General features: G+C 61.1%; 23 protein-coding genes. 15 read left to right on the forward strand and 8 right to left on the reverse strand.

Annotated features, from left to right (window positions below):
- Positions 1-120: 120 nt before the first annotated feature.
- The gene (locus IMCC21224_RS22710; protein ID WP_047997856.1) at positions 121-369 is read right to left on the reverse strand and encodes a hypothetical protein; all 249 of its coding nucleotides are present in this window, start codon (positions 367-369) and stop codon (positions 121-123) included.
- 221 nt (positions 370-590) lie between these two features.
- Here IMCC21224_RS22710 and IMCC21224_RS22715 point away from each other — a divergent pair, with 221 nt between their 5' ends.
- The 14 genes from IMCC21224_RS22715 (at position 591) to IMCC21224_RS22780 (ending at position 12,002) form a co-directional block, all read left to right on the forward strand.
- Positions 591-950 (forward strand): hypothetical protein, encoded by a 360-nt coding sequence (locus tag IMCC21224_RS22715; RefSeq protein WP_047997857.1) that lies wholly within the window; start codon positions 591-593, stop codon positions 948-950.
- A gap of 130 nt (positions 951-1,080) precedes the next feature.
- A complete protein-coding gene (locus IMCC21224_RS22720; RefSeq protein ID WP_197089307.1) occupies positions 1,081-1,659 on the forward strand; it encodes a lytic transglycosylase domain-containing protein in 579 nt (192 codons plus the stop codon).
- Positions 1,656-1,946, forward strand: coding sequence for a TrbC/VirB2 family protein (locus IMCC21224_RS22725; RefSeq protein WP_047997859.1), 291 nt, complete (start codon positions 1,656-1,658; stop codon positions 1,944-1,946). Before IMCC21224_RS22720 ends, IMCC21224_RS22725 begins: the two co-directional genes overlap by 4 nt.
- Before the next feature lie 24 nt (positions 1,947-1,970).
- The gene (locus IMCC21224_RS22730; protein ID WP_045682577.1) at positions 1,971-2,249 is read left to right on the forward strand and encodes a type IV secretion system protein VirB3; all 279 of its coding nucleotides are present in this window, start codon (positions 1,971-1,973) and stop codon (positions 2,247-2,249) included.
- Positions 2,239-4,644, forward strand: coding sequence for a type IV secretion system protein B4 (locus IMCC21224_RS22735; RefSeq protein ID WP_047997860.1), 2,406 nt, complete (start codon positions 2,239-2,241; stop codon positions 4,642-4,644). Before IMCC21224_RS22730 ends, IMCC21224_RS22735 begins: the two co-directional genes overlap by 11 nt.
- Positions 4,641-4,856, forward strand: coding sequence for a hypothetical protein (locus tag IMCC21224_RS22740; protein WP_047997861.1), 216 nt, complete (start codon positions 4,641-4,643; stop codon positions 4,854-4,856). The genes IMCC21224_RS22735 and IMCC21224_RS22740 overlap by 4 nt, the downstream gene beginning before the upstream one ends.
- A gap of 4 nt (positions 4,857-4,860) precedes the next feature.
- Entirely contained in the window at positions 4,861-6,027 is a 1,167-nt protein-coding gene (locus IMCC21224_RS22745) for a lytic transglycosylase domain-containing protein (RefSeq protein ID WP_047997862.1), read from the forward strand.
- Positions 6,024-6,821, forward strand: a complete 798-nt coding sequence (locus tag IMCC21224_RS22750; RefSeq protein ID WP_047997863.1) for a type IV secretion system protein — start codon at positions 6,024-6,026, stop codon at positions 6,819-6,821. Before IMCC21224_RS22745 ends, IMCC21224_RS22750 begins: the two co-directional genes overlap by 4 nt.
- Positions 6,822-6,835: 14 nt before the next feature.
- Positions 6,836-7,483 carry a virB8 family protein gene (locus tag IMCC21224_RS22755; protein ID WP_047997864.1) on the forward strand — a complete coding sequence of 216 codons (648 nt, stop codon included), beginning with the start codon at positions 6,836-6,838 and terminating at the stop codon, positions 7,481-7,483.
- Positions 7,480-8,184, forward strand: coding sequence for a TrbG/VirB9 family P-type conjugative transfer protein (locus IMCC21224_RS22760; protein ID WP_047997865.1), 705 nt, complete (start codon positions 7,480-7,482; stop codon positions 8,182-8,184). The genes IMCC21224_RS22755 and IMCC21224_RS22760 overlap by 4 nt, the downstream gene beginning before the upstream one ends.
- A complete protein-coding gene (locus IMCC21224_RS22765; RefSeq protein ID WP_047997866.1) occupies positions 8,181-9,506 on the forward strand; it encodes a TrbI/VirB10 family protein in 1,326 nt (441 codons plus the stop codon). The genes IMCC21224_RS22760 and IMCC21224_RS22765 overlap by 4 nt, the downstream gene beginning before the upstream one ends.
- A 1-nt stretch (position 9,507) precedes the next feature.
- On the forward strand, positions 9,508-10,542 hold the full coding sequence (locus tag IMCC21224_RS22770) for an ATPase, T2SS/T4P/T4SS family (RefSeq protein ID WP_047997867.1): 1,035 nt from the start codon (positions 9,508-9,510) through the stop codon (positions 10,540-10,542).
- A 15-nt stretch (positions 10,543-10,557) separates the two neighbouring features.
- On the forward strand, positions 10,558-10,977 hold the full coding sequence (locus tag IMCC21224_RS22775; RefSeq protein ID WP_047997868.1) for a hypothetical protein: 420 nt from the start codon (positions 10,558-10,560) through the stop codon (positions 10,975-10,977).
- A complete protein-coding gene (locus IMCC21224_RS22780) occupies positions 10,977-12,002 on the forward strand; it encodes a type IV secretion system protein (protein WP_047997869.1) in 1,026 nt (341 codons plus the stop codon). The genes IMCC21224_RS22775 and IMCC21224_RS22780 overlap by 1 nt, the downstream gene beginning before the upstream one ends.
- 197 nt (positions 12,003-12,199) lie before the next feature.
- Here IMCC21224_RS22780 and IMCC21224_RS22785 read toward each other — a convergent pair whose 3' ends face one another.
- The 5 genes from IMCC21224_RS22785 to IMCC21224_RS22805 form a co-directional block, all read right to left on the reverse strand.
- The gene (locus IMCC21224_RS22785) at positions 12,200-12,721 is read right to left on the reverse strand and encodes a hypothetical protein (RefSeq protein ID WP_047997870.1); all 522 of its coding nucleotides are present in this window, start codon (positions 12,719-12,721) and stop codon (positions 12,200-12,202) included.
- A gap of 179 nt (positions 12,722-12,900) precedes the next feature.
- Positions 12,901-13,842 carry a toll/interleukin-1 receptor domain-containing protein gene (locus IMCC21224_RS22790; protein ID WP_047997871.1) on the reverse strand — a complete coding sequence of 314 codons (942 nt, stop codon included), beginning with the start codon at positions 13,840-13,842 and terminating at the stop codon, positions 12,901-12,903.
- A 129-nt stretch (positions 13,843-13,971) separates the two neighbouring features.
- On the reverse strand, positions 13,972-14,220 hold the full coding sequence (locus IMCC21224_RS27465) for a hypothetical protein (protein WP_082135431.1): 249 nt from the start codon (positions 14,218-14,220) through the stop codon (positions 13,972-13,974).
- A 394-nt stretch (positions 14,221-14,614) separates the two neighbouring features.
- Positions 14,615-17,695, reverse strand: coding sequence for an AAA family ATPase (locus tag IMCC21224_RS22800; protein WP_047997873.1), 3,081 nt, complete (start codon positions 17,693-17,695; stop codon positions 14,615-14,617).
- Positions 17,692-18,783 (reverse strand): exonuclease SbcCD subunit D, encoded by a 1,092-nt coding sequence (locus tag IMCC21224_RS22805; RefSeq protein WP_231582188.1) that lies wholly within the window; start codon positions 18,781-18,783, stop codon positions 17,692-17,694. The genes IMCC21224_RS22800 and IMCC21224_RS22805 overlap by 4 nt, the downstream gene beginning before the upstream one ends.
- Between IMCC21224_RS22805 and IMCC21224_RS22810 the strand changes: the two genes are divergently transcribed.
- The gene (locus IMCC21224_RS22810) at positions 18,757-19,692 is read left to right on the forward strand and encodes a WYL domain-containing protein (protein WP_197089312.1); all 936 of its coding nucleotides are present in this window, start codon (positions 18,757-18,759) and stop codon (positions 19,690-19,692) included. The genes IMCC21224_RS22805 and IMCC21224_RS22810 overlap by 27 nt on opposite strands.
- Before the next feature lie 89 nt (positions 19,693-19,781).
- Here the strand turns inward: IMCC21224_RS22810 and IMCC21224_RS22815 are convergent, their stop codons facing one another.
- Both IMCC21224_RS22815 and IMCC21224_RS22820 read right to left on the reverse strand, forming a co-directional pair.
- A complete protein-coding gene (locus tag IMCC21224_RS22815) occupies positions 19,782-21,758 on the reverse strand; it encodes a type IV secretory system conjugative DNA transfer family protein (RefSeq protein WP_047997876.1) in 1,977 nt (658 codons plus the stop codon).
- Positions 21,751-24,000: a relaxase/mobilization nuclease domain-containing protein gene (locus IMCC21224_RS22820; RefSeq protein WP_231582189.1), complete on the reverse strand. Its 2,250-nt coding sequence runs from the start codon at positions 23,998-24,000 to the stop codon at positions 21,751-21,753. The genes IMCC21224_RS22815 and IMCC21224_RS22820 overlap by 8 nt, the downstream gene beginning before the upstream one ends.
- Positions 24,001-24,059 lie beyond the last annotated feature (59 nt).

Raw genomic sequence — 24,059 nt, forward strand, 5'->3', positions numbered from 1 at the left:
ATCCGAAGCGCATAAGAAACACACTTAAAAGACTCGTTTGCGCAAGGAGTTATTGTTGCAATTCGCGCCTCGCCGCATTTTCCATGCAGCGGCGCCATCCGACCGCTTTCCGTTTAGCGGTCACTCAACCGCCTCGACAAACCGCCCGTAGTCCTCGCTCACCTCCCTGGCCTCGACAAAGGCCCGCGCGCGTTCTTCATCGAGGCAACGAAAGTAGTCCTGAACATCGGCGATGTAGGCCTCGAAATCCCCCCGGATCAGATCCGCGTAGGTGCGTATGTCCTCTTGAGACTGGGGTAGAAACGGTCGCTTAGGGTAAATGCAGGCAGCAGCCGGACCGGCCGCCCCCACGCCCAGGATCAGCAGCATCAAGGTTATATTGCGCGCACAGTTTATGTGCAGGGCAAAACTCCTTTGCCGCCTTTAAGATTGTCGATCTGTCGGGTATCACTCTTATCGAAGCAAGGCGATCTTCGTCAAGTCGTTATTATTGTCTTGCTAACGTTTATGTTGTCTTGTATCGCCCACGGCGTTTCGAACCCGTGGGACCGGTACTGCACCTCAGGCAGGAAAGGACCCAAGGGAAGGCCATGATAGAAGAAGCACCGAATGTGGTTACAGAAGACGGATTGCGCGGCCTGCTGGCCGAACACTACCTCATCGAGGTGGTCTGCAAGGATGGCGCTGAGAAGCGCCATAACAGTTGGTACGGCACATGGGTCATCCGTGCCGTTGCTGAGGACGGGCGTGACGACAAGATGCTCGTCACGAGCCGTAGCTATCTCAAGGTTCGCGAGTTCAAAACGATTGTCGGTCTTGTCAGCTTCCTTGCCGACATGGGCTGCACGACTGCCAGCATCCCGCTTGTCGAGGGTGCCCGCGAGCGCCATGCAGCACCCGGGCGTACGCCCGAGCCACGAACCGGCCCGGTTCTGGTCAAGGACAACTGACCGCGCATTTGCGCTCGTCGTTGCATTGGGTACAGGTGTTTGTTCAGCACCCCCGACCCTTGCCGACGGTTTCATCTTCCAGGTCAGCCCTGATGGCCGACTGATCGACACAACTGATGCCACGAGCACCTTGCTCTCGTTCACCGGCGACGTAGACGCCCAGAATGGGCCACTTCCAGATCGTCTCTTTCTTTTTGCAGCACCGCAGTCCCGTGGGGATGATGATCCCCTGAGGGATGTGACGGCTGCAGCAGCGGTCGCCCCGCGCGCCGTCCGCGCCTCCCCCGAAATCTTCCACGCCATCGAGACCACCGCCTTGCGTTACGGCAGTCATGACGCTCTGCGTCAGGCGGATCTGTCGGTCACCGATTGGGCGCTGTTCTACCGCGCCAATATCGAGGTCGAGAGCGGCTATAACCCGCGTGCGCTGAGCCCGGTCGGGGCAATCGGCCTCGGCCAGCTGATGCCGGACACCGCGCGCGATCTCAACGTCGATCCCCATGACATCGCCCAGAACCTCGATGGCTCGGCGCGATACCTTCTGATGATGCTCGAGCAATTCGGCGATCCCGCGCTGGCGCTCGCGGCCTACAATGCCGGCCCCCATGCGGTCACCCGCCATGGCGGTATTCCCCCCTTTCGAGAAACCCAAGGGCATGTGGCCCGTGTGACGGCCGTGTTTCATCGGCTCAAAGGAGATCTTTCATGACGTCCAAACCATCCCTTGTCGCGCTCGGCGCGATGGCCCTCATCGTGCTGGCCGGCCCTGCGCTGGCCCAAAGCATCGACCTCTCGCCTGTGCAGACGCTGCTGCAGGGCATCGTCGATGCGATCACCGGTCCCTTGGGCATCGTGATCGGCACGCTGGCGTTAATCGGCGTGTTCCTCTCTTGGCTCTTTGGCATCCTCGATTTCCGCCAAGCGCTCTGGGTGGTGGTTGCAATCGCCGGCATCGCCGCAGCGCCCACCATCGTCGCCGCCATCTGGACGACTTGAGCCCCCATTTCTGAGTTCGCACCCATGTCTGACCAGTCCCGCGTATTCATCGGCCTTTTGAGGCCACCCAAGCTGATGGGCTTGCCGATCATGTACGCCATGGTCTGGCTCTTCGGTTCGACGCTTCTGTTCCTCTGGGTACAGAGCTGGGTGGTGGCCGTCTTCGCGGGGCTGGCTTGGCCTGCGCTCTGGAAGGCCGCAGACTGGGATCCGAACTTTCTCGATGTCCTGGTGATCACCTTGCAGGAAACCCCACCCACGGCAAACCGCAAGTTGCACGGGGGTGACAGCTATGCCCCGTGATGGAATTGCCGATGACGAGGCCGATGCGCCAGACGCGCTCGATCCGCTGACCGCGCTGCCCGCATGGGTCAAGGGCGAGAAGCGGCTCTCGTCGATGCTGCCCTATGTGAGCCTCGTGACCGACCGGACGATCCGGACGCGCGGCAACGAGCTGATGCAATGCATCCGGCTCGAGGGGGTGAATAGCACCACGAGCGAGGATGCGCATCTCGACCGGATCGGCGGACTGCTGGCAGGCATCGTCGCGCAGGTCGGGACGGAGTTTTCCTTCTACCTGCACAAGGTCTCGAAAGCGGTCGATGTGACCCTGCCGCCCATTCCGGGCGAGGGATTTGCTGCCGCCGTCGACCAGCGCTGGCGCGCGCATCTGGGCTGGTCGGGCCTGCGCGACAAGACGCTGACCCTGACGGTACTGAAGCGCCCAGAGACCGGCAGCCGCTTGCCGTTCGGTCTGGGGGCATCCCGCGCGCGGCATGCGGCGGATACGACCCGGCGCTTACGCAAGCTCGACGAGGTCGTGGGGTTTCTCCTGTCATCCTTCGATGAGTTGAAGCCCCGCCTGCTTGCGGCCAGCACTGGCGAGCTTCTGGGGTTTCTCGGCTCCCTCAACACGGGCGAGGAGCATCTGCTCTTCCCGCGGTCGCGCCTGGGCGTGATCGCCGAGGACGTGGCCAATACCCGCGTCACCTTCCGCGGCACGACCATCGCGCTCTCCGACGGTGCCGTCGGCGACAAGCTCGGAGCGATCTTCGCGGTGAAGAACTACCCCGCCAAGACCGATAGCCTGATGCTCGACGAACTGAACCTGCCCGTCGACATGGTGGTCACGCATTCCTTCGTGCCGATCAATGCCAACATGATGGCGGGCCGGATCAAGCGGCAGCTCCGCCTCATGCAGGCGGCCAATGACGGGGCCGTCAGCCTCGCGCAGGAACTGGAATTGGCGCAGGACGATCTGGAATCAAAACGCCTGATCTTCGGCGAGCATCACATGACGGTGGCTGTCTATGCGCGATCGCAGGCCGCTCTTGACGACATCGCAGCCGAGATTCGTAACATCTCGGCCACCTCCGGCATCAACCTGATCTCGGAGGCCTTCGGGGCGCGGACGCATTTCATGGCGCAGCATCCCGGGAACACCGGTGCAAGGAGCCGCAAGGCCGCGATCACGAACCACAACTTCGCCGATCTCGCTACCTTCCACCGTACCCCGCTCGGTAAGACGGCCGCGCAAGTGCCCTGGGGCGTGCCCATCACGCTCTTTCCGACACCCGAGCGCAGCGGGTTCCGCTTCAACTTCCATGAACAAGGCGCACCGGATCGCGAGCCCACGGGTGGCCACACGCTGATCCTCGGCCGCCCCGGCTCGGGCAAATCCGTGCTGGCGGCTTTCCTGATGACCATGGCCCGGCGCGCAGGTGCACGGCTTTTCGTCTTCGACTATCGCGCCGGCATGGAAATGGCCGTCCGCGCGCTTGGCGGGAGCTATTCGACCGTGCGGGCCGGACGGCCCACGGGGCTCAATCCCCTCCAGACGGAGATCGATGCCCGCGGTCAAGCCTGGCTTGCCGACTGGCTCGCAAGCCTCCTCGAGCGCCGCGACCGGCCCCTGACCCCTGTGCAGACCAATCGTCTGCAAGAGGTCGTGCGCCAGAACGCCAGCGCCGGGAACGCGGGCCTGCGGAACTGGTCGGACTTCGCCTCGCTCCTCGTCTCGACCGATGACGAGGGCGACCTCTTCGAGCGGATGCAGGAATGGACGGCAGAGGGCCGCTACGGCTGGATCTTCGGGGCGAACGCAGACGACACGTTCCAAATCGGGGGCAGCACCGAGGCTGACGTCGCGGGCTTCGACCTGACCGGCATCCTCGATTCCGAGAGCGAGCGGGAACGCATGGCGGTCCTGTCCTACCTCTTCCGCCGCGTCGAGCGGGTGATCGAGGACCGCAAGCCCACGATCATCGTGATCGACGAGGCCTGGAAGGCGCTCGACAACGCGTATTTCGCGGAGCGGCTGTCAAACTGGCTGGTGACGGCCCGCAAGCAAAACGCAGTCGTCGTGATGATGACGCAGTATGCAAGCCAGCTCGAGCGCACGCGCACCGGCAAGACCATTGTGGAAGCCGTGCCGACCCAGGTGCTCCTGCCCAACATCCGCGCCTCGGCCGCCGATTACGCAATGCTGGGGCTCAGCGACAAAGAACTCGACGTGCTTCTGGGTGTCGGCTCCGCCTCGCGGCTGGCGCTGGTGCGCGATGACCGCGGCGCGGTGGTCATCGATGCCGATTTGAGCGCCCTTGGCCCCCTCGTGACCATCCTTGGCGGCATGGAGAAGGGCGAGGCCCTCGTCGGCCCGGATTACCGCGACCGCCCTGATTTCTGGAGAGTGACATGACCCGTACCATCACCCGCAGCGCAGCACTTCTTGGCCTCAGCCTGACCCTGACGGCCTGTGCGCAGCACAATCCTGCACAGGCCAACTGCTTCAATTTCCGCGATGAGCCCGCGCGGGCGGGAACCGCCACGACGACGATCTCGACCATGGGTGCCGCAGTCACGCGCCGCGACTCTGCTTGCGATTTCGTGATGCTGAGGGCGGGCGGCTAAGCGCATGCGGACCTGGCTTCCCCTCTCGATGATCGGCCTTGCGCTGGCAGGTCCCACTGCGGGACCAGCCGTCGCCCAAGGCGTGCCGACCTTCGACCTGCGCCTCTTCGCCGAGCGGCAGGCGATCCTCGAGCAAACCGATCGGGATCTGGCGCTGCAGCAGGACCGGCTGACCCGCGAAGAGGAACTGGCCGAGATCGAACGCCAGCAACTCCCCTCGCTTGAGGGGGTGATGGATGCCATGTCGCTTGGCTCGGCCGATGTCGCGGGTACCGTGGCCGGGCTCGAGGCGGGGCAGGGGGCCGCAAATGGCGTCGAGAGTGCAGCCTCCAGTCTCTATGCACCTCAGGACAACAACCCGGCCGCGGCCCGGATGTTGGGCGATGCTCGGGAAGGGATCGAGGAGTTGATCATCCGCGCGGCCCGCGACACTCATAATTTGCCGGGCATCAGCCGCGCAGGGCTCTCGCTTGTTCAATGGCGTTGCCTCCTGCAAGCCCTGATCTGGCAGGAGAGCCGCTTCCAGATCGGGGCGCGCTCACCCGTGGGAGCCTTCGGTCTCACACAGATCATGCCCGGCACCGCAGGCGATCTCGGGATCTACCCGGCCTATTACGATGACCCCTACCTGCAGGTCACCGGCGGCGCGCGTTACCTCGCGCAGATGCTGAACATGTTCGATGGCAACATCATCCACGCACTCGCGGCCTATAACGCGGGCCCGGGCAATGTGCAGAATTACGGTGGCGTGCCGCCCTTCGCGGAAACCCAGCATTACGTCGTGGTAATCCCGCAGCAGTACAACAGCTACCTCGCTGCCGTCGGTGGCATCGATGCCCTGGGCACCATCGACCCGGTCCTCCTCGCCAACGCGAGCTTCAGCCTCTCGGCTCATGGCGCAGGCGTCTATGGGGACTATTCGCTGATCTCGGTGCGCGCGGCGGCCCTGCGGGTGCAGGATATCATCACCCGCATCGGGGAGACCGATGACCTGCACGAGGCGATCGCGCTGAACACCTATGCCCGGGCCGAGCTGGCCCGGCTGGTCGCGATCCGCACCCGGATCAAGGCCGCCCACACCCAGCCGCTCAGCGAGGAACAACTCGCCATGGCTGCCGCCCAAGCCGCCGAGCGGCAATACATGAATTTCAATCAGGAGAATTTGCAGTGATCCCGCAATTTACCCGTTCCGTTTTCACAAGTGCGGCGGCCGCAGCACTTGCTTTCGCTGTCAGTGGGCCTGTCGCCGCACAGGGCGTTCCCACGGTCGACACCCAGAACATCGCCCAGGAAATCCGCCAACTTCAGCAAATGTTACAGGACTTCGGGCTCCAAACCGATCTCCTCGACAATGCCCTCGAGCAGCTCGACATGCTGCAAAGCCAACTCGATCAACTGAACGAGATGTATGCCTCACTCACCGGACCGCGCAGCATCCTCGGCTTTGCGATGGGCGGGGATCTGGACAACCTGCTCGAGGCGAATTTTGAAGATATTCCCGGTCTGATCCGGGGCATCCAGGCGGGCGACTGGAGCAGCCTCATCGGCCCTAATGCAGGCCCGATGCGCACGCAGATGGAAGCGGCGCTGGCAAGTGCCGGTTTTGACGAAGATTCCCTGCGCGAGATTGCCACCAGCGGCAGTCCAGGGGCGGAAGGCGTGGCCACCCGCGCAACCACAGGGGCCGTCATGTCCGCCGCTGCCCAGAACAGTCATGCCGAGGCCGAACAGTCCCTCGAGCGGGTTGAACGTCTGGTCGAGATGATCCCGGACATGGAGGATCTGAAAGCCTCCATGGACCACAATACCCGCGTTACAGCAGAACTCGCCATCGCCATGACACGCATGTGGGAGTTGGAAGCGATCCAGACCCTCGGCGCGGGCAATGCAGGCGTGGTCGATGCCGCCACCGTTGTCGAAGAGCGCCGGTACATGGACTTCACCCTACCGGAACTTCGACCATGAGTGGAGGAGTGGGGATGAACACACGCGAGCTCGTGGAGGAGGAGCTTGTTTATGGTGCCCTGCGCCGTGAACAACTGTGGAGAATGATCGGTCTCGGTGGCGCGGGTTTTGGCGCGGTGGGCTGTCTCGCAGCCGCAGCTGTCGCGCTGATGGTTGAGGCACCGCCCCCAGTCGTTGTGCCCTATGATCCGGCAACAGGCATGGCACTCCCGAACGCCAGGGTCGAGACTGCGTCCCTCGCCGAGCGACCCGCCGTCATCGAGGCGCAAATCTACCGCTACATTTATGAGCGCGAGACCTACAATCAGCTCGACAATGATCTGCGTGTGCGCCGGGTTCTGGCACAGTCATCCGGTGCCGCCGAGACGAGCATGCGCGCAATATGGACGTCCGGGCAGGAGAACTATCCGCCGACGCGGTACGGCACATCAGCTGAAATGGCCGTCGAAATCGCCTCGATCACACTGATCGGCGAAAACCGTGCGCAGGTGCGCCTCAGGAAACGCTTGACCAGCCCGCAGGGTGTGCAGGACGGATCGTTTACAGCGACGCTGATGTTTGCGTTTCAGCCCGAACGGACCCGCTCAATCGATGATGTCTGGCAAAACCCCTTCGGCTTCACCGTCACCCAATATGCAATCCGACCGGACCGTTCCGAATGATCCCTTTTCCCGTTCATGCCTTTTTCATCGCCGGCGCGTTGGCCCTGGCGGCTCCCGCCGTTCTTGCCGAGACCACACCGCGTCCTGGCTCTCATGACAACCGCGTTCGGGTCGCCACATGGACCGAAGGGCAGGTTTACCGTATCGTCACCACCCTGACCCGAGTGACCACCGTCGAGTTCGGCGAAGGTGAGACCATACGCTCGATCATCGCGGGCGACACGGTGGGATTCCAGTTCGACGGCGTCCCCGGCGGCCGCGCCTTTGCCATCAAGCCCGCGGCCTCGGGCGTAGCGACCAACATCACGGTCTATACCAACCGCCGCTCCTATTACTTCCACGTCGTTGAGGCGCGCGAGACACCACATTATGTGGTGCAGTTCCGCTATCCTGAAAACCGCGTTCAGCCTACCCGGGCGGTCGCAGCTGAGGCTCCCAACGCGAACTATGCGGTCAGCGCCCGGGAAGAGTTCACGCCAACAGCCATCTGGGATGACGGCACCTTCACCTATTTCCGCTTCGCGCGGAATGCGCCGGTCCCGGCGATCTTCCGGTATTCCAATGGCAGGGAGCGGGCGGTGAATAGCCAGGCCCTGAGTGATGGCGTGATCCGCGTCTCCGGCGTGAACCGGCAATGGGTTCTTCGCTTGGGTGGAGCTGTCGTCTGTGTTCAGGACGCTCGGACCGAGGCCACATCATGAGCCAGGATACCGAAGATCTTGCCGCACGGCTTGTGGCGCTTGAGGGCACCACCGCTAAAGCACGGGCAAGCAAACGCCCATCATCGAGCGCTGCAATCCTTGGGATTGCCGGTCTCGCGGCGTTCGGTGGTCTCGCCTGGGCTGCCCTGCAACCGTCCCCGGATGCTCCAATGGTGACTGCGGCCCCCGAGGAGTTCCAGAACTCTGGGCCCGGCTTCGGGGACCTGGGACGCCCACCTGTAGCACAGCCAGCACCGACGCCTCCGGTGGAGACCGGTCCGACCGAATCCGAGCTTGCGCTGATGGAAAGCCTTGCAACTTTGCGGGCCGAACTCGAAGAAATGCGGGCACGCCCGACTGAGACATCGGACAACGGTGCTGAACAGGCCATCGCAGACCTCACGGCTCAGATCGCTGCGCTGCAGGAGGGCTCCGCTGAGGCACAGCGCACGCTGGAGCGTCAGTTGACCGAACGCAACCGTGAACTGGACCAACTGCGCATGGACCTTGAGGTCGCGCGCCTGACCCCGCCCGCGCCGACGGATCTCGGCCCCAACGAGGAGGAACTGCGGCTGGCTGAACTTGAGCGCCGACGTGCCGCTGAGGCTGAGGCGCGAGCAGAACGGATTGCGTCGCCCATGATCGCGTTTTCCGGGATGGGGGCAGGGACAGACCGCGAAAGTACGATTGAAGCAGCGCGCTTGAATGCCGATGAAGCCTTCGTGCGCGCCGGTGCGCGACCCGCGCCCGTCACGCGCGCTGAGGTGATTGTGAACCCAACGAACACGGTTATTCAGGGCACCATGATCCAGGCGGTGACCGAAACCGCACTCGACAGCACGCTGCCCGGTGCAATCCGCGCCATCGTATCCGAAGATGTCCATTCCTTTGACGGAACGCGCGTCCTGATCCCGCGCGGTGCGCGCCTGATTGGGCGATACCGCTCCGATGTGGCGCTGGCACAGTCCCGGGTTATGGTGGCCTGGGACAGGATCATTCTGCCTGACAACCAGACAGTGGAGATCAGCGCCTTCGGCGGAGACGAGCTTGGCCGCACAGGCACCACCGGTTTTGTCGACACTCGCTTTGCGCAGCGCTTCGGCTCTGCCGCGCTGATCTCGTTGATCGGTGCCCTGCCAGCTGCCGCAGCGGGCCAGATCGATGACGAGGCTGCTGCCGATGTCGCCAACGATGTCGGCTCGGACCTGCGCGATAGCACCCAAAGCGTGATGCAGGATTATCTCGCGATCCGCCCCGTGATCCATGTCGATCAGGGCACGCGGATCACGGTCATGGTTGACCGCGACCTGGAGATATTCTGACATGGCAGCAAGCTATCTCGAAGCCTCGCTCGATCGGCTCGGTGCGCCCGTGCAGCGCGAAGACACGATCGAGATCTGCATCAATCCGGACGGGCAGGTCTGGGGAGAGTTCCAGGGTGATCACTTTATGCAGGGGCTCGGCACCCCGCTCACCCAGACCGAGATTAAGGACCTTGGCAACCAGATCGCCTCGGCCGCCTCAACCACGCTCAGCACCAAGAAGCCAATCGTCTCGGTATCGATTCTCTATCGCGAACGTCCAATCCGGGCGCAAGTCATTCAGCCTCCCGCAGTTGAGGGCGGCTTCTCGATCTCGCTGCGCTTTTTCTCCTCCCTACCTCTGGAGGCGATTCAGCTCGGCTTTCTCTATGGCAAAGAACGCAGCCTCGAAGGCCTGCGCCGAGAGAGGAACGCCGCGTTACGCGATGTGGTGGCATCGGGTGACATCGACGCCGCCCTGCGGTTTTGCGTCGAAAACAAGCTCAACATGATCGTCTCGGGCGGCACTTCGACAGGCAAGACGGTCGCGGCGCGTAAGATCCTCTCGCTGATCCCACCCCAGGAGCGGATCATCACCATCGAAGAAGCGTCCGAGTTGCGCCCCGAACAGCCGAATGCCGTGACGTTGATCGCCGACCGTGATGCGGATGCCCGGAGTGCCGATGTACTTTTGGCCTCGACCTTGCGCATGCGGCCCGACCGGATCGTGCTAGGCGAGGTCCGCGGGCGCGAAGCCATGACCTTCCTCGAGGCTATCAACACCGGCCATGGCGGATCGCTGACCACGCTCCACGCGGAGACCCCGCAACTGGCCGTGCGCCGCCTCGCCATCGCCGCCCTGAAAACTGATGTGCCGATGACCTATGCCGACATGATCGATTACATCGAGGGCTCAATCGACGTGATCATCCAGGCGGGACGTCATGAAGGCGCGCGCGGCATCACCGAGTTTTTTCTCCCGGGCCAATCCAAGGATTTCAGCCTCGACAGTATTGATGGCAGAGGCAAAAAGAACGCCTCTGTCGCCGCCGAATAGAAAAGGAACACCCTGATGCGAAAGCATATCGCAGCACTCGCACTTGCCTCCCTCGCAGGGCCGCTTGCAGCCCAGACCTCCCCACAGGTCACAAACGATCTCACGGCGAACATGTCGCCCCAACAATACCGGATTTGCAATGACCGCTCGGCGCGACCAACTTGGATGGACGAAGTCAACCCGCGCGAGGCCTACAAGGCTCGAACGATGATGCGGCTCTATGAGTTGCGTGCGTGGCAGGCGATCAAAGCATCAAGCGATTGTGGTTGTGATGTCCGCTTCCCTACTTGGGATGCTGCATCGGTGGAATACGAAGAACGGTTCTCGACAAGCACGCAGGCCGAGCACACCCAAGCTCGGCTAGACCTTAGGGACCAACAGAACCAGATCGCCCGCGAGGTACAGGATCTCTGCGAAGCGCAGGGCAACTGGTAATGGGCGTCGTCAGCTGGATGGTTGGAACCGCAGACGGGTTTCTTGCCGATGCGGCCGAGTCCCAGTTCGGGGCTGTGGCGAGCAATACCGGCACGATCGTCCTGCTGATGGTCACGCTTTCGGTGATCGGCGTCTGCATCAACATGGCTTTCCAGTTCCGCAGCATGGATGGGGCCAGCTTCTTCTGGTACCTGATTAAGCTGACGCTGATAGGGCTCTTCGCCTTCAACTGGGCCAACTTCAACGCGGTCGCCAATGCCGTCATCGGCGGGCTCGACTACGTCGCCGGGGCCCTGATCTCCTCGGTTGGCGGCGGCGGAGCCGGCGCATCCTACTTTGCAGCTGAATTTGACGACTTAATCAATGAATTCAGCCAATACCTAAACGCCATCGGCAGCAACCTGAACTGGATGACAGGCGCAATCCTCGGTGGGATCGGCCTCGTTATGCTTAGTCTGCTCGGTTTCATGACTGGCATCGTCCTGATCTTCGCCAAGATGATGCTGACACTCATGCTTGGCCTCGCACCCATCATGATCGCTCTTTCGCTCTTCGATGCGACGAAGGATTTCTTCCACAGGTGGATTTCGACCACAATCAGCTACGCCTTCTACCCCATCGTGATCGCAGCCATGTTCTCGACCGTGGTCGGCATGGCCAACTCACTCCTTGCCCAGATCGGCGACCCGAATTCCGCGACCAACATTGGCTCGCTCGTGCCATTCTTTGTGATGGTGTTCCTCGCCAAAGGCTTCGTTGCAGCAACGCCCCTGATCGTGCGGGGGATCTCCGGGAATCTTATGGTGGCCGCAGCGCCAGCGATCGTCAACGGGTCTGCAGGACTGCTGCGGGGGTTGGTCAATACGTCCGGCGTTCAGGGCAGGGCTCGGATCGGCGCTCTCACGACAGGTGAGGCGATCGGGCGCGGGGCAGTGCAGACGCCTGCTACAGTGCGTAGCGCTGCGGCGACGGCAAGTGCACAGGTGGCCAGGATAGCAGAAAGGGCAAAGCGGTTGGGGAGTTGAGGTCCAACGTGGCTTTACAATGATGCATGGTCGTCGAAATGTATTGGGTGGAATGTTGACCATTGATGTGCGGCATTGCTTTCGCAGCATTCCCAATAAAGTGGTCGTTCATGGAACTCGCAGCGCACTGGGCAGAAAGTTGTCTGGGACACCGCGCAATCATCGTAGCGCGACCTCGCAGGCAAGCCGGTCAGCGCCTATACGCCATGCTGATAAATCGGCGGGCGGCTATTGTCCAAGTCTCCTTGGTTCAAGAAAATTCGGTATCCTGTGAGGTGGAAGGCGGCACTGCCGAGGTCCTTCGCAAGATCCAGCGTATCCACATGGATAAAGTGGCGATATATGGCTCGAAATCCTTCACCAGGTGCCGCACGGAAATGAATGCCTTGGGGTCCGATCGTCAGACATGCCTCTTGCTGCGGATCGTTAATCTCAGACAGCGAAGTTGCCGCGAAATCAGGCTGGATAATCCAGTCGGTTCCGAAGGAAACACATTGCTCATCTGCTTCCCATTGGAAAATCCGATGCCAATCGGCTTCGCCCTCGCGCCCGAAACCAGGATTCAAAAGCAGAACCGTCGGTTTGCCGTTCGGCTGATCCAATGGTTCGGAGAGTTTAATGCCAAAGATCGGCTGATGACCGTATCTCTTGAGGAGAAACAGGGCACCTTTCGGCACCTCGGCGAGAATCGCCGATCTGGCGTTCAAAGTGCTTCGCATACGTGGTCTCCCTTACGAGCAGTTAATCCCAGCCCCGCCGGATATCGGTTCGGTGGCATTCGGGACAATGCACCGCGGTGGTCGGACGTTTTTCACGGCGAGCCTCGCGACGCTCGTACTCATCAAGCACATCGACTTCGAAGCGGTGTCCACAATTGTTGCAACGGAAGTGAACACGCTCAGTCATAGCTGATACCTGCGTTGCCTATGAACTGGTTCCAGAGTACCTCTGCCGCTTGGTCTGGCGCCAGCCGCTCGTCAGCCTTGCCGAAGATGTTCATGGTTTGGATCAGGAACTGCTCGTAATCATCGGCCGAAATGTTGAAGCCGCCGTTTGCCGTATTGTCGCCAGCATTTTCGCTAAACGAGTAGTAAATGTCGCCCAGAGCGACTTGCGAGCTACGACAATGTACCGAGATGTGGGCCGTACCATTTCGGTGTCCGCCGTTGACAATTATTGCCCCAAAGGAGGTCGCGCTTCTTTCAACGAAACGACCGCGCAATCCTTCGATTGAATCGATTTCGATGATCGCTCTCTGGAAGTAATCCTTTATGGTGGCAAAGGCAGCATCGCGGAAGTCATCCCTGTCGATGTGGTCGAACTGCCGTTTTGCGCGGTAGCGTGCCATTGCGGGGCGTAAGGCAGACGGCTCATAGGCTACCTTCACCGCAGCCGCAGGTACACTTTCAGATTCGATGATGCGTCGAAGCTCCTGCACTACGTTTAGGTAGGCGGTGTTCGGGTTGGCCCATGCGCTGATCGCCTTGCCGTCCGTCGGCACGGCCTTGAGTTGCCGCAACTCACTCATCGCTTTCCAATCGCATTCCTCTACGATGATCGGCACCACGCGAGCGGTCCCGGCGGCGTGGCGTTCAAGCGCTCGCCTCATTTCACGCTCGACACAGTAGTCGGATGCAATGAAGTCGGGGCTTACTAGGAGCAGGAACAGGTCACACGCCACCAGTTCCCGTTCAATCTCGGCGTCCAGTTCACTGCCGGCCAAGATATTGCGATCATACCAGGTCTCAATACGCCCTTCCCTCGTAAGATTCTTAAGGTGGACGTGCAGCCGGTCAAGTGCAGCCTTGTCGTTGTGAGAATAAGAAATGAATGCCCGCATCTGCTCAACTCAAAATGATTTATGTTTGTTCATGATATACCTTAAGCGCTATTTTCCAGAGACACGGCTTAGCTTGGAGAAACTGGATAGTGGCGCTTGAGCTCGAAACCGCTGCTTTACCGTTTGCAATCAGCGCTTCTTGTTTGACTGGGACAACACCGAACCGGCAAGTGCCTTTGTCCTTTCAGAGTAGCGATCGCTGCGAAGTACCTTTGAAGCGAGGTCTTCCATTTTCGCACCTGTTTGTCGATTGGTATTGGACTGAGACAACGCCGAACCAGCAAGCTTGCGGGCGATCTGTGAAGAGCCAGGTTTGAAGAGGGTGTCTGCTGCAAGCGAGGCAACCTTGGTTGAAGTTCCTTTACGATTCACCGCCATAATAACCTCCATGTGGTGTTTGGTTTGCTTAGAAAGTCTAGATGTGGGTTTGGAGCCAACTGTCCGCAAGCTACACTAGAGAAAATTCAGAATTGCAGCCTCGCCTCAAAAAGGTCCGGCGTGTCCTCGTCGCGCCGCCTGCTCAGACCTTCGCCAAGATGCAGACACGGGTGCTTAATACGTGTCAGGCCTTTGCCGCCCTCAAAGTGGACCCACCCCCCTCTGGGCATGCCCACGCTTACGATCAGCGCACCGCAAATTGGACAAGTCCGCCTGAAGGATGCGCCCTTCCTACTTCCGCGATCGCCCCGAAGTGCCCAACCGCCGCGGACCGAGACTGTTCGCCCCGTAAACAGTCGGCGGGTGTGTTCCTTGCGGTAATACCAGCGGTCCGTCATCCCAGTCCCTTTCTTTCCTCGACCCGGCTTCCGCTTGGGGTCGAACGCACGTAGAAGCCTTGTGGTATGGCCTCCTGCACAAGTCCGACGTGCGATATCAGGCCCACAGCCCGGCTGCCTTCTGTCAGCGCAGCAAGAACCTGGATCACTTGGTCCAGCGTGCCCGCCCCATTCTCGGTGTCGAGGCTGCCGAAGCCTTCGTCGATGAAGATCGTGTCCATCCGGATTTTGCCCGACAGGCTCTCGACCACATCGGCTAGCCCAAGCGCAAGGGCCAGCGCCGCAATGAAGGTCTCGCCGCCGGACAGCGTGGCTGTCGGACGCGCCTTGCCGGTGTTGATGTCAAAGACCTCGATTTCGAGCCCGCGCTTGCCGCGCCCACCCAATGCCTCAATCCCGCGCGCCAGCCGGTATCGACCGCGAGTCATGGGATCGAGCCGCATGTTCGCCGCCTCGAGAACTTGATCGAACATGGCGCCGATCGCAAAGGTCTCGAGCGTCATTTTGAAATCGTTCTTGCCATTGGCCAGATCGGCTAGTCCCCGGAGCGGCCCAGTTTCGGTCTCAAGCCGCTCGGTTTTGGCCAAGGCCTCGGCCAGCGATTCCTTGAACTTGGTAAGGGACGAAACATCTGATCTGGTCGCAGAGAGCGCATCGTTGGCGGTTTTCAATTCCTGGGTAGCGTTTTCGAGTGCCAGCTGAAGCGGGGCGAGGTCCGGGCGCTCGCGATCCGCACAGGCGGCCCTTGCGTTCTGCCATGTCGTACGGGCCGCGATTAGGCCCTCACGATGATCGGATACCATCTTACGGTCGGCGTCGAGAGTCGGGAAGTGCGCCTTGCAAGCATCATAGCCCGCTTTGTCCAACTCGACCTCAGCCAGCCGAGCGCTAAAATCACCTCGCGCCTTTTCCACGCGCAATGTCTGCGCATCACGCGCGCGTTTCGCTGCTTCGAGTTGCTCTTGTGCACGTGTCAGCGCCTCGCTGACCACTCGGTCATTTTCTATTGCCAGTTCCAGCGCCTTGGAGAGTTGGCCCTGCTCGCCTTGCAAAGCCTCCTGCCGTGCGACAACCGCCTCGGGCGTGCGCAGCCCTTCCGGCAAGGCCTCAACCACTGTATCGCGCTTGGCGCGCGCCTCGGCCAGAGTGGTCTGAGCCTGTGCTGCCGCAGTGCGCGCTATAGCCTCGGCGGTCTCGGCATCGGTCACTTTCGGCTTCAAATCCGCCATCTGCTCCGCCATCGCGTCAAGATCGACGGATTCTCCAAGCGCGTCGACAGTGCCTTCCAGCCGTACGATTTCCGCTTCGAGTTCCACCAACGTGCGCTCAGGGCGTTCCTGTTCGTCCAGCGCGCGTTTCTTTTCGTCTAGCCGCGTTCGGCAATTGCCGAGTTCGCTTTCTGCCCGAACCCTGGCTTCGGATGAGGTTCTCGCCTTAGTCTGGGCGCTACGAAACGCCTCGGTCAAACCAGATTGTTCAGGTGTGCCATGGGCCGGAGTGGGATGATCATGGGAACCACAGACAGGGCACGCCGCCCCTTCTGTCAACTTTTCGGCCAGAATGATCGCCTGCGTGCGCGTAAGCCGGGCCTCAGCCTCTACCAAGGCCGCATCGGCGGCAAGCGCCGCTTCGGTTCTTGTCGTCAGTTCGCTCGCTGCCGCTTTGACATCTTGTTGGGCATCCGCGACAGCTCCTTGCGCCTTCGCATGCGCAACCGCCTTGACCCGTTCCCGGATACTCTCGGCCAGTTCACCTGTCAGTTTGCCTCGCGCCGCCTCAGTCTTTCGCGCCTGTTCAAGTGCCAGATCGGTCGCATCGAGCTGAGATTTGAGCCCTTCACGTGACTCTACGGCTATTGTCAGCGCCTTCCTCGCCGAAGCTTCATCCCTCGCAGCCTCATCAAACGCTTTCTGAAGCTCCGCTGCCTGCCCGACCTGCTTCTCAATCGCCTCCAACCTTGTCAGGTCGGCCTGAACCTGCTGCCGCCGCACCTCGCCCGACTGCGCCTCTGCCAGTTTTTGCGCCGCTTCCTTCTTCGCACCAGTGGCGGTGTTGAGCTCCCCTTCGGCCGTGATCACGGCATTCACAGCAATCTGGCTGTCGCGCTCCGCATCGTGCGAAGCCGACTCAAGATCACGGGCCTGCAAGGCATTCTTGACTGCCTCAACCCGCATGGCCAGAGCATCGATCTCACCCGTTTTCGCTTCGAGATCATCGAGTGCCTTCCGTGCCGTATCGACGGCAACAAAGGCCTTTTCGACCTGCTCGCCATCGGTCAGAGCCTTGCGCGCTGATTCGTTAACCGTTTCCGCGCCCTGCTGAATGCTCCTCTTTTCGTCGACTTTGGCTTCGGCTGCGGCAATCCCTAGTTCCAGCGCTTCGGCGCTCTCGAAGCCACGTTCCTCGAGCCGAGCCACATAGAGCGCGCGCTGGTCGCGCAACGCTCGTTCTGCCTCTGAGGCTTCTTCCTTCAGCCGTGCGGCGAGATCGCGATAGACCTTCACGTCAAAGAGATCTCGCAATATCTCGACGCGCGCATCAGTCTTTGCGGCCAGGAACGTTTCGAACTTACCTTGCGGCAAGAGCACGATCTGCCGAAACTGATCTGCCCCATAGCCCAGCAGCGCCTCGACCTGTTGCCCCACGACCGAGACCTTTTTTTCAGCAATTACGCGACCAGACTGGCTCGGACCAAGCGTGTCTATCGGGATCCCGGTGACGTCGAATAGCGAGGCTTCCGCTGCGTCCTCTGTCGTCCCTTCGCCGCGCGCCTTCGGACGCTCCTGCACCGGACGACGACGGATCAGATAGGCCTTGGCACCCAGTTCAAAGACAAATTCGACTTCAGTAGGGAGATCCGGTGCCGCATGATCGGAACGCAACGAACGCGGTTCCTGATCGGTCTTGGTTGGTAATCCGAAAAGCGCGAAGGACATCGCCGAGAACAGCGTCGACTTTCCCGCCCCCGTCTGACCGTAGATTCCAAACAACCCCGTTTCCAGGGCGGAGCGGAAATCCACCACCTCGGTTGTCGCAAACGGCCCGAAGGCTTGCAACGATAGGCGAATGGGTCTCATGTCTGCTCCTCCCCGGAGGCTGCTGCGTGGAGCTTGTCCGCTACGATCGCGACTTCGGCGGCATTCGGCTCCCGGCCACGCACAACCTTCATGAAGTCGTCGACCATCTCGATCGGCGTGAATGCGGTGCGCCCGCTACCAAGCAGCTTGGTCTCCAGCGCCCGCGCCTTCCGGGCGTAGGCCAAATGGCAGGCATTAGGGTAGGTCGCACGCAACCGCTTCATCGGGTCGATCAGAGGGTTCTCATCCGTTAGGATGGCTTGGATGAAGTCTTCAGACGGCGTTCCTGCCAGAAGTTCCGCGAATGCCCCAGTGAGCGAGTGCACTTGCCGGATTGGACGGAATGGAACGGTGTGGATATCAACCCCTTCAGCTTTCAGATCGACGACAGTCATGGATTTTTCGCTTCCCGCCTCGTCGAATCCGAAAGCAAGCGGGGCGCCGGAATATCGAATATGGCGTGCGCCTATTTCCTGCGGCTTGTGCAAATGCCCCAGTGCAACATAGTCCGCACCCTCGAAGACATCCAAGGGCACGGTTTCGATGCCGCCGACCCGCGTCAACGCGCGCTCGGTCTCACCGACCGCGCCGCCCGCAACGAAAGCATGGGCCACAACGACCCAACGCGCGCCTTCAGGCACCTGTGCCCTTGCTGCGGAGATTTGGGCCGCGATGACATCTGCCGGCGCGCTAATCCGCTCATCCCCAAACACCTCCCGCGCGGCGTATTCATAAGAGAAGGGCAGTGCGGAAAAGGCGATCTCGCCATGATCGTCACGCAGCACAAGCGGAGTTTCGACCGCGTCGGCGATCCCACGCACCAGCACCCGCGACGCGGTCGAGAAGACAGACATTGCCTCGATCCGGTCACCGGAATCGTGGTTTCCCGAGATCATCACCACCGCGGCTTCGGTCTGCTCTGCCACGCGCTTAAGGAAGCGATTGAACTGCCGGATCGACGAATTAGGCGGAGAGGCACGGTCAAAAACGTCCCCCGCGATCACAAGAACATCGGCTCGCTCGGCCACGAGCGTATCCACGATCTGGCCCAGGATGACCTCATGGTCCTCTTCGAGGCTCAACCCCATGAACTGCCGCCCCAGGTGCAGATCTGCGGTATGAAGTATTCTCATGAGATCAATCCACTTTCTATACGTACAGTTAATGTATGGACTTTACGCGCGGAGTCAAGTAGTACTCGGCGCATGAGCCTCGAAGATCTCAAACACGCGCAACGAGAACGACTTTTGTTCCTCGACCAATGCCTGACCTGGAGAGGTCAGGCGAACCGCCGTGACTTGATGGAACGGTTTGATATCTCGATGGCACAGGCTGCCGTAGACTTTCGAACCTATCTATCTCTGACGAATACGCCGCCAGTCTACGATACCGCGGAGAAGGCCTATTTCTCGACCGGCGACCACCGTCCTTTGACTGACGCTGGCCCGGAACAGGTTTTCGAATTGCTCGATAACAAGACGACATCGCTTGGCGCGAGCATCCCGCTTCCCAATCGAGTGATGGATCCCGCCGTATTTGCACAGCTCTACCGCGCCATGAAGAGCGAACAAGACATCCAGATTACCTACACCTCGATGACAAGCGGTCTCTCCGACCCGCAGTGGATCAGTCCGGTGCGGTTTCATTTCGATGGAGAAGCAATTTATCTCCGAGCATGGAGCTATAAGCACGAGGCGTACCGCGATTACCTTCCGATAAGAATAACGAAACAAACCAAGGCGGAAACGCGGGAGACGCCATCTCACTTACCTCTTGATAGGGACTGGAACAGCTTTGTGCGTTTATGGATACGTCCGCGTTCAGATCTATCCGACGCACAAGCCCAGGCTGTTCGGCTAGAGTACGGCTTTGAGGACAAGACGCATATATTGATCGAAACTCGAAAGGCGCTGGTGTTCTACGTTGTTAGGCGATGGCGGCTTAATCAGGAAAAGGCGCGCCTCGAGTTGGAAAAGGTCGAAGAGGCGGACGCGTGAAGCCGGAGTATGCTGCCAGGTGCACGAATCCCCGCCTTCGGGAACTTAGAAGTTGCAAATCCGATGGGCCAGTGCCCGGTAAGGGCGGATCACGCATATTCGGCGATGATCGCCCGCGTCGTCTGTACAGCCGCCGCGAGTTGAGTCCTGTCTGCCTCCGTGAGCCCCAGTCCTGCCAGATCGACCGACAACTGACCTGACCCACCGCCACCCGCTGCTGCACGAGCGGCTTTACCTCGCGCCCGACTTGACAGCCCGAGCTTCGAAACATGTATCTCCGTTGCCGGTGTGGCGGGTGCTGCTGTCGCCGGGCTAGAACCCTGCGACCCCGAAGCCGCCCGTACCTCCTGCAATTCCAGCCTGAGTTTTTCAACGGTTTCCCGCGTCTCGGACATCTGGCGATCCCGCCGCAGTCCGTCCTCATCCGGATATGGGAAGCTCCCCGCCTGACCCGCATGCAGAACCTTGAGCGCCGGGTCGTCGAAATACTTGATCCGCCGTGCCCGGATCGGCATCTGCGCATCGATCACGAGGATCACCTCGTCCAGGTCCATCCGCCGGGCCTGGTCCTCGGTCAGGAGCGGTGTGTCCTCCGTCCGCTCGGAAACGCTCCGCCCCTCGAAGGGGTTGCGCCCGACCGCGCGGGACCGGGTCACCACGCGCTTGGTGGTCTTGCCGACCGCCTGGCTCAGCTCCTCGATGGTCTTCTGCTCGGACGGGGTGAGGTAGAGCTTCACGCCCGCGCCGCCCTGCAGGGAGCGACGTGTGTTCTCGCCATAGATCTCGTCCAGTGCAGGGATGGTCTGGGTCACGATGGCGAGGTTGCCGCCGAAGGAGCGCAGCGTCTTGATGCTTTCGGCCACGATGGGCATTTTCCCAAGCCGGTCGAATTCGTCGAGCATGATCATCACGGGCCAGGGTTCATCATCCCCCGGCTCCTGGGCCTGCAGCGAGGCGATCAGGTCCGAGAAGAACAGCCGGATCAGCGGGGCCAGAGGGCGGATCATCTCGGACTCGACCACGAGATAGATCGCGTGCGGCCGCCGCCGGATGTCGCGGAAGGAGAAATCCGAGGTCGCGGTGGCCGCGTCGATCGCGCGATTGTCCCAAGTGTCGAGACCTGAGGTCATCAAGAGCGAGAGGTAAGAGGTCAACGTGTCGTTGTTGGTCGAGGCCATGCGCTCGAAGATCAGCTTGGCGGAGGTGTTTTTCACCTCCTGCGATCGCTTCAGATATTCCTTCTGCTTGTCGCCCCCAGACGCAGTGATGCGGTAGATCTCGCCGATAGTAGGCACGCCCCGCTCAAAGGCCAGCAGACCAGCCGCCACGAAGAGGTCGATCCCGCCAGCTAGGAGCCCGCTCAGCTTTTCGTTGTCGGTCTGCAGGAAGAGCTTGGCAGTAAGCTTCAGTTCCATCTGCTGCCGGTCAGGGTTTGTCATGGCCGCGATGCGCGCCAGCGGGTTGTAGCGGTGAGTCGGGCGATCCCAGTCCGTCGGCGCAAAGCGGAAAACCTTGTCCCCCATGCTGGCGCGGAACCGCGAAGTCTCGCGGAAGTTCTCACCCTTCACGTCGAGCACCACGGCTGAACCCTTGTAGGTGAGCAGGTTCGGGATCACGAAGCCCACGCCCTTGCCGCGACCGGTCGGAGCGACAATCAGCGTGTGCGGGAATGTCTTCGAGACGAGGAAAGGCCGCTTCGATTTCGGGGGACCTAATTTACCGAGAAGGAAGCCGCCGCCCGGCTTGGCGAAGAAGCCATTGCGCTTCATCTCTCCTTTGGTCTGCCAATGGGTCGTGCCGAACCGCGTCAACGCCTCCCCTAGCAGCGTCACGCTCAGCATCAGGGCGGCGAGACCGAAGCCGCCAACGATGAGGTTGACCCAAAGGAATTCCTTAAGCGCAGATTGTGACAAACCCGGATATTCGCGGGCGAGCAGGGTGACGTCGAAACGCGTGGGCGAAAGCCCGTATCGAAACATGAGAAACCCAGTCGCCACGACATAACCCATGGCAAGGCCTACCAACACGAGGCTCAGGACGCCTCCGATGATCTTGCCCCTATCCATGGGTGATCCCCTTTTCGCCGTGCGACGTGGCATGGCGCGCGCGCTGTGCCTCGATCTGTTCCTCAGCCAGGGCGTCAAGAACGCGCTCCATGGCCGGGCCATGGGCGGTAACCTCGCTGCTCTGGAGATAGGTCTTGGCCAATTCGAGCTGGCGCAGCGGATCCTCGGTAAACTTGTCCAAGACGTCGGCCTCGCCGGACCGCAGCGCGGTGATCGCGTCGGGCGTCAGACGTTCATTCACCTGCTCAACAAGGCGTTGCTGCTCTATGTCAGAGAGTGTTTCCGGCTCTCCGGAGGCGGCTTTGCGCACAAAAGCCATGACCGCAGGGGCGGTCTCTTCCAGATAACGCCGCTCAGCATAGTCTTGACGCGCCCGGTCCTCAATCTCGAAGCTGCGTTCACTGATATAGGCGCGTGAGGCACCCAGAGCGCGAAGGTGATTAATCTCTTCGTGGACCGCCGCACCGAAGGTGTCATCCGGCATCTCCGTGCGGTAGCGAGCGACCGTGCGAAGCTCCTCGGTGATCGGACCGAGATGTTCCGATGGATCCCGCAAAGCGAGGTCGATGTCGCCCGCATGGAGTGTGCGGTCTTGCTCCGCGACCGCGTATTGCGGCGGCTTGAAGCCATCAGTCACCTGCTCCCAGGCCATCGAGGCCAGCTCGGCATGTTGTGGCGATCTTTGTGCATAGGCGTCAAACGCGGCACGCGCCTCTTCCACCTCGATCACACCCCTCCCTCGCACCGACGAATCGTCGGAGAACGGATAGTTGAAATCAGTACGGCGGAACTGCGCCACCAGCTGCCGGAAATCTTGTCTCTCCGTTGCTGCGAACACGTCCGGGCGGTCAACTTGGGTGGTCTGGCCTGATAGCTGCGCGCCATCGCCAAGCCGGAGTTCGCTATCACCCTCTTCAACCTCATCGACGGCTCTCAAGACCTGCGCGCCTGTCAGGGCCTCGCCCAACCGGACATGCACCGCTTCCAGCCGGTCAAGGGCGTCCTCGCGGTCCTCGGCTTTTTCCAAGTCGAGATCCCCCTCCTTTGCGATCGCGCGCAGGTCCTGCGCCAGCCACTGCCGCTCAAGCGCAGCATTGCTGGCTCCCTCGCGCATGCGGGCCGCGACGGCATCGGCATCGATACCAGTCCCTTGCAGCGCCTCGGCGAGCTTCTCCTTCACCTCGCCCTCATCGAGGCGCGCGAGATGATCCTCACTCACATTGGGCAGCGCATAGATGCCGTCCCGGGACGGTGCATCGATCAGGGCGCCCGAACGATCTCCGAGCGGGTTCAGATGCGCGACCGAGGCCAGCACGTCAGTGAGCTTGCGCTCGATCTCCGATCGCTCGGTGGCAGGTGCCCTGTCGATCGCCGCTTCGATCTGGCGGATGTTTTGGGAAAACTCGGTAATCAGCGTATCAAACGCCGTCTCGTCGTCGGACATGTAAATGGCTCCATCGGATTGGATTGAACTGCCACTGGCAAGGATGGTGCTGGCTCGCTCGAGGGCTTCGGCCAGGTCTTCGAAGTTTGATCGTGACGCTTCGGCCGCAAGCCCGCGATAGACCAGGGCATTGCGCCCGACCGCTTCCAGGGCTGCCGCCAGATCAGCGCCGGTTCGCTGACGTTCAACCGGCGGCCGCCCTTCCTCACGCGCTTTGTAGATCTCGTCGATTTCGGCGCGGTAGGTCGTGACGCCCCGGTCGAGACGACGCGTTGCCTCGAGCCGGATCCCATGGACCTGGGCCGCCTCGACCATCGCCACCCGAAAGGCGTCGTAGTTGAAGTGGTGATCTTTCCCGAGGAAGAACATTTCGCCATCCTTGCTGCGGCGGTTGAGAACGATATGCGCGTGTGGATGTGCGCGATCTTGGTGTATTGCAGCAATATAATCGAATTGCGACCCCTCACCTTGAAAGAGCCGCTCGCAGACCGTTTGGCAAATGTCGCGCACCTCTTCGCCCTTGGTTCCAACGGGAAACGCCATCAGCAGATGTGAGGTATGGCCAAGTTTTGGGCTGTAGCGTTCGTTCCATTGGTTCTCGAACCTGCGGGCCACGCGCGTGATCTCAGCTTCCGAGAGCTGTTTCTTCCCCTCATGGGTTCCACGGCTGTCGAGGATATGGCTTGACTTGGTGGTGAGATAGGTGAGTTGCGCCCGAAGCTGCGCGCCGGTGTGACAGCCGCCCTTTGAGATGGCCTTGAAGATCGCCGGCGAATATCCGCGCGCGGCCCGCACCATCTGCGCACCCTTCGCAAGCCCCTGCCAGCTTCCCGAAACCCGGCTCCAGTCGCGATCAA

It is taken from the genome of Puniceibacterium sp. IMCC21224 (assembly GCF_001038505.1).
Lineage (GTDB): Bacteria > Pseudomonadota > Alphaproteobacteria > Rhodobacterales > Rhodobacteraceae > Puniceibacterium.

Bases quoted from the DNA above. Each gene is read 5' to 3' on its own strand.
- IMCC21224_RS22755 (WP_047997864.1), top strand. From the start codon at position 6,836: ATGAACACACGCGAGCTCGTGGAGGAGGAGCTTGTTTATGGTGCCCTG.
- IMCC21224_RS22770 (WP_047997867.1), top strand. From the start codon at position 9,508: ATGGCAGCAAGCTATCTCGAAGCCTCGCTCGATCGGCTCGGTGCGCCC.
- IMCC21224_RS22810 (WP_197089312.1), top strand. From the start codon at position 18,757: ATGGTCCTCTTCGAGGCTCAACCCCATGAACTGCCGCCCCAGGTGCAG.
- IMCC21224_RS22740 (WP_047997861.1), top strand. From the start codon at position 4,641: ATGACCCGTACCATCACCCGCAGCGCAGCACTTCTTGGCCTCAGCCTG.
- IMCC21224_RS22735 (WP_047997860.1), top strand. From the start codon at position 2,239: ATGCCCCGTGATGGAATTGCCGATGACGAGGCCGATGCGCCAGACGCG.
- IMCC21224_RS22715 (WP_047997857.1), top strand. From the start codon at position 591: ATGATAGAAGAAGCACCGAATGTGGTTACAGAAGACGGATTGCGCGGC.
- IMCC21224_RS22780 (WP_047997869.1), top strand. From the start codon at position 10,977: ATGGGCGTCGTCAGCTGGATGGTTGGAACCGCAGACGGGTTTCTTGCC.
- IMCC21224_RS22730 (WP_045682577.1), top strand. From the start codon at position 1,971: ATGTCTGACCAGTCCCGCGTATTCATCGGCCTTTTGAGGCCACCCAAG.
- IMCC21224_RS22765 (WP_047997866.1), top strand. From the start codon at position 8,181: ATGAGCCAGGATACCGAAGATCTTGCCGCACGGCTTGTGGCGCTTGAG.
- IMCC21224_RS22725 (WP_047997859.1), top strand. From the start codon at position 1,656: ATGACGTCCAAACCATCCCTTGTCGCGCTCGGCGCGATGGCCCTCATC.
- IMCC21224_RS22745 (WP_047997862.1), top strand. From the start codon at position 4,861: ATGCGGACCTGGCTTCCCCTCTCGATGATCGGCCTTGCGCTGGCAGGT.
- IMCC21224_RS27465 (WP_082135431.1), bottom strand. From the start codon at position 14,220: ATGGCGGTGAATCGTAAAGGAACTTCAACCAAGGTTGCCTCGCTTGCA.
- IMCC21224_RS22710 (WP_047997856.1), bottom strand. From the start codon at position 369: ATGCTGCTGATCCTGGGCGTGGGGGCGGCCGGTCCGGCTGCTGCCTGC.
- IMCC21224_RS22820 (WP_231582189.1), bottom strand. From the start codon at position 24,000: ATGGTGCGGGCCGCGCGCGGATATTCGCCGGCGATCTTCAAGGCCATC.
- IMCC21224_RS22805 (WP_231582188.1), bottom strand. From the start codon at position 18,783: ATGGGGTTGAGCCTCGAAGAGGACCATGAGGTCATCCTGGGCCAGATC.
- IMCC21224_RS22815 (WP_047997876.1), bottom strand. From the start codon at position 21,758: ATGGATAGGGGCAAGATCATCGGAGGCGTCCTGAGCCTCGTGTTGGTA.
- IMCC21224_RS22790 (WP_047997871.1), bottom strand. From the start codon at position 13,842: ATGCGGGCATTCATTTCTTATTCTCACAACGACAAGGCTGCACTTGAC.
- IMCC21224_RS22775 (WP_047997868.1), top strand. From the start codon at position 10,558: ATGCGAAAGCATATCGCAGCACTCGCACTTGCCTCCCTCGCAGGGCCG.
- IMCC21224_RS22800 (WP_047997873.1), bottom strand. From the start codon at position 17,695: ATGAGACCCATTCGCCTATCGTTGCAAGCCTTCGGGCCGTTTGCGACA.
- IMCC21224_RS22785 (WP_047997870.1), bottom strand. From the start codon at position 12,721: ATGCGAAGCACTTTGAACGCCAGATCGGCGATTCTCGCCGAGGTGCCG.
- IMCC21224_RS22760 (WP_047997865.1), top strand. From the start codon at position 7,480: ATGATCCCTTTTCCCGTTCATGCCTTTTTCATCGCCGGCGCGTTGGCC.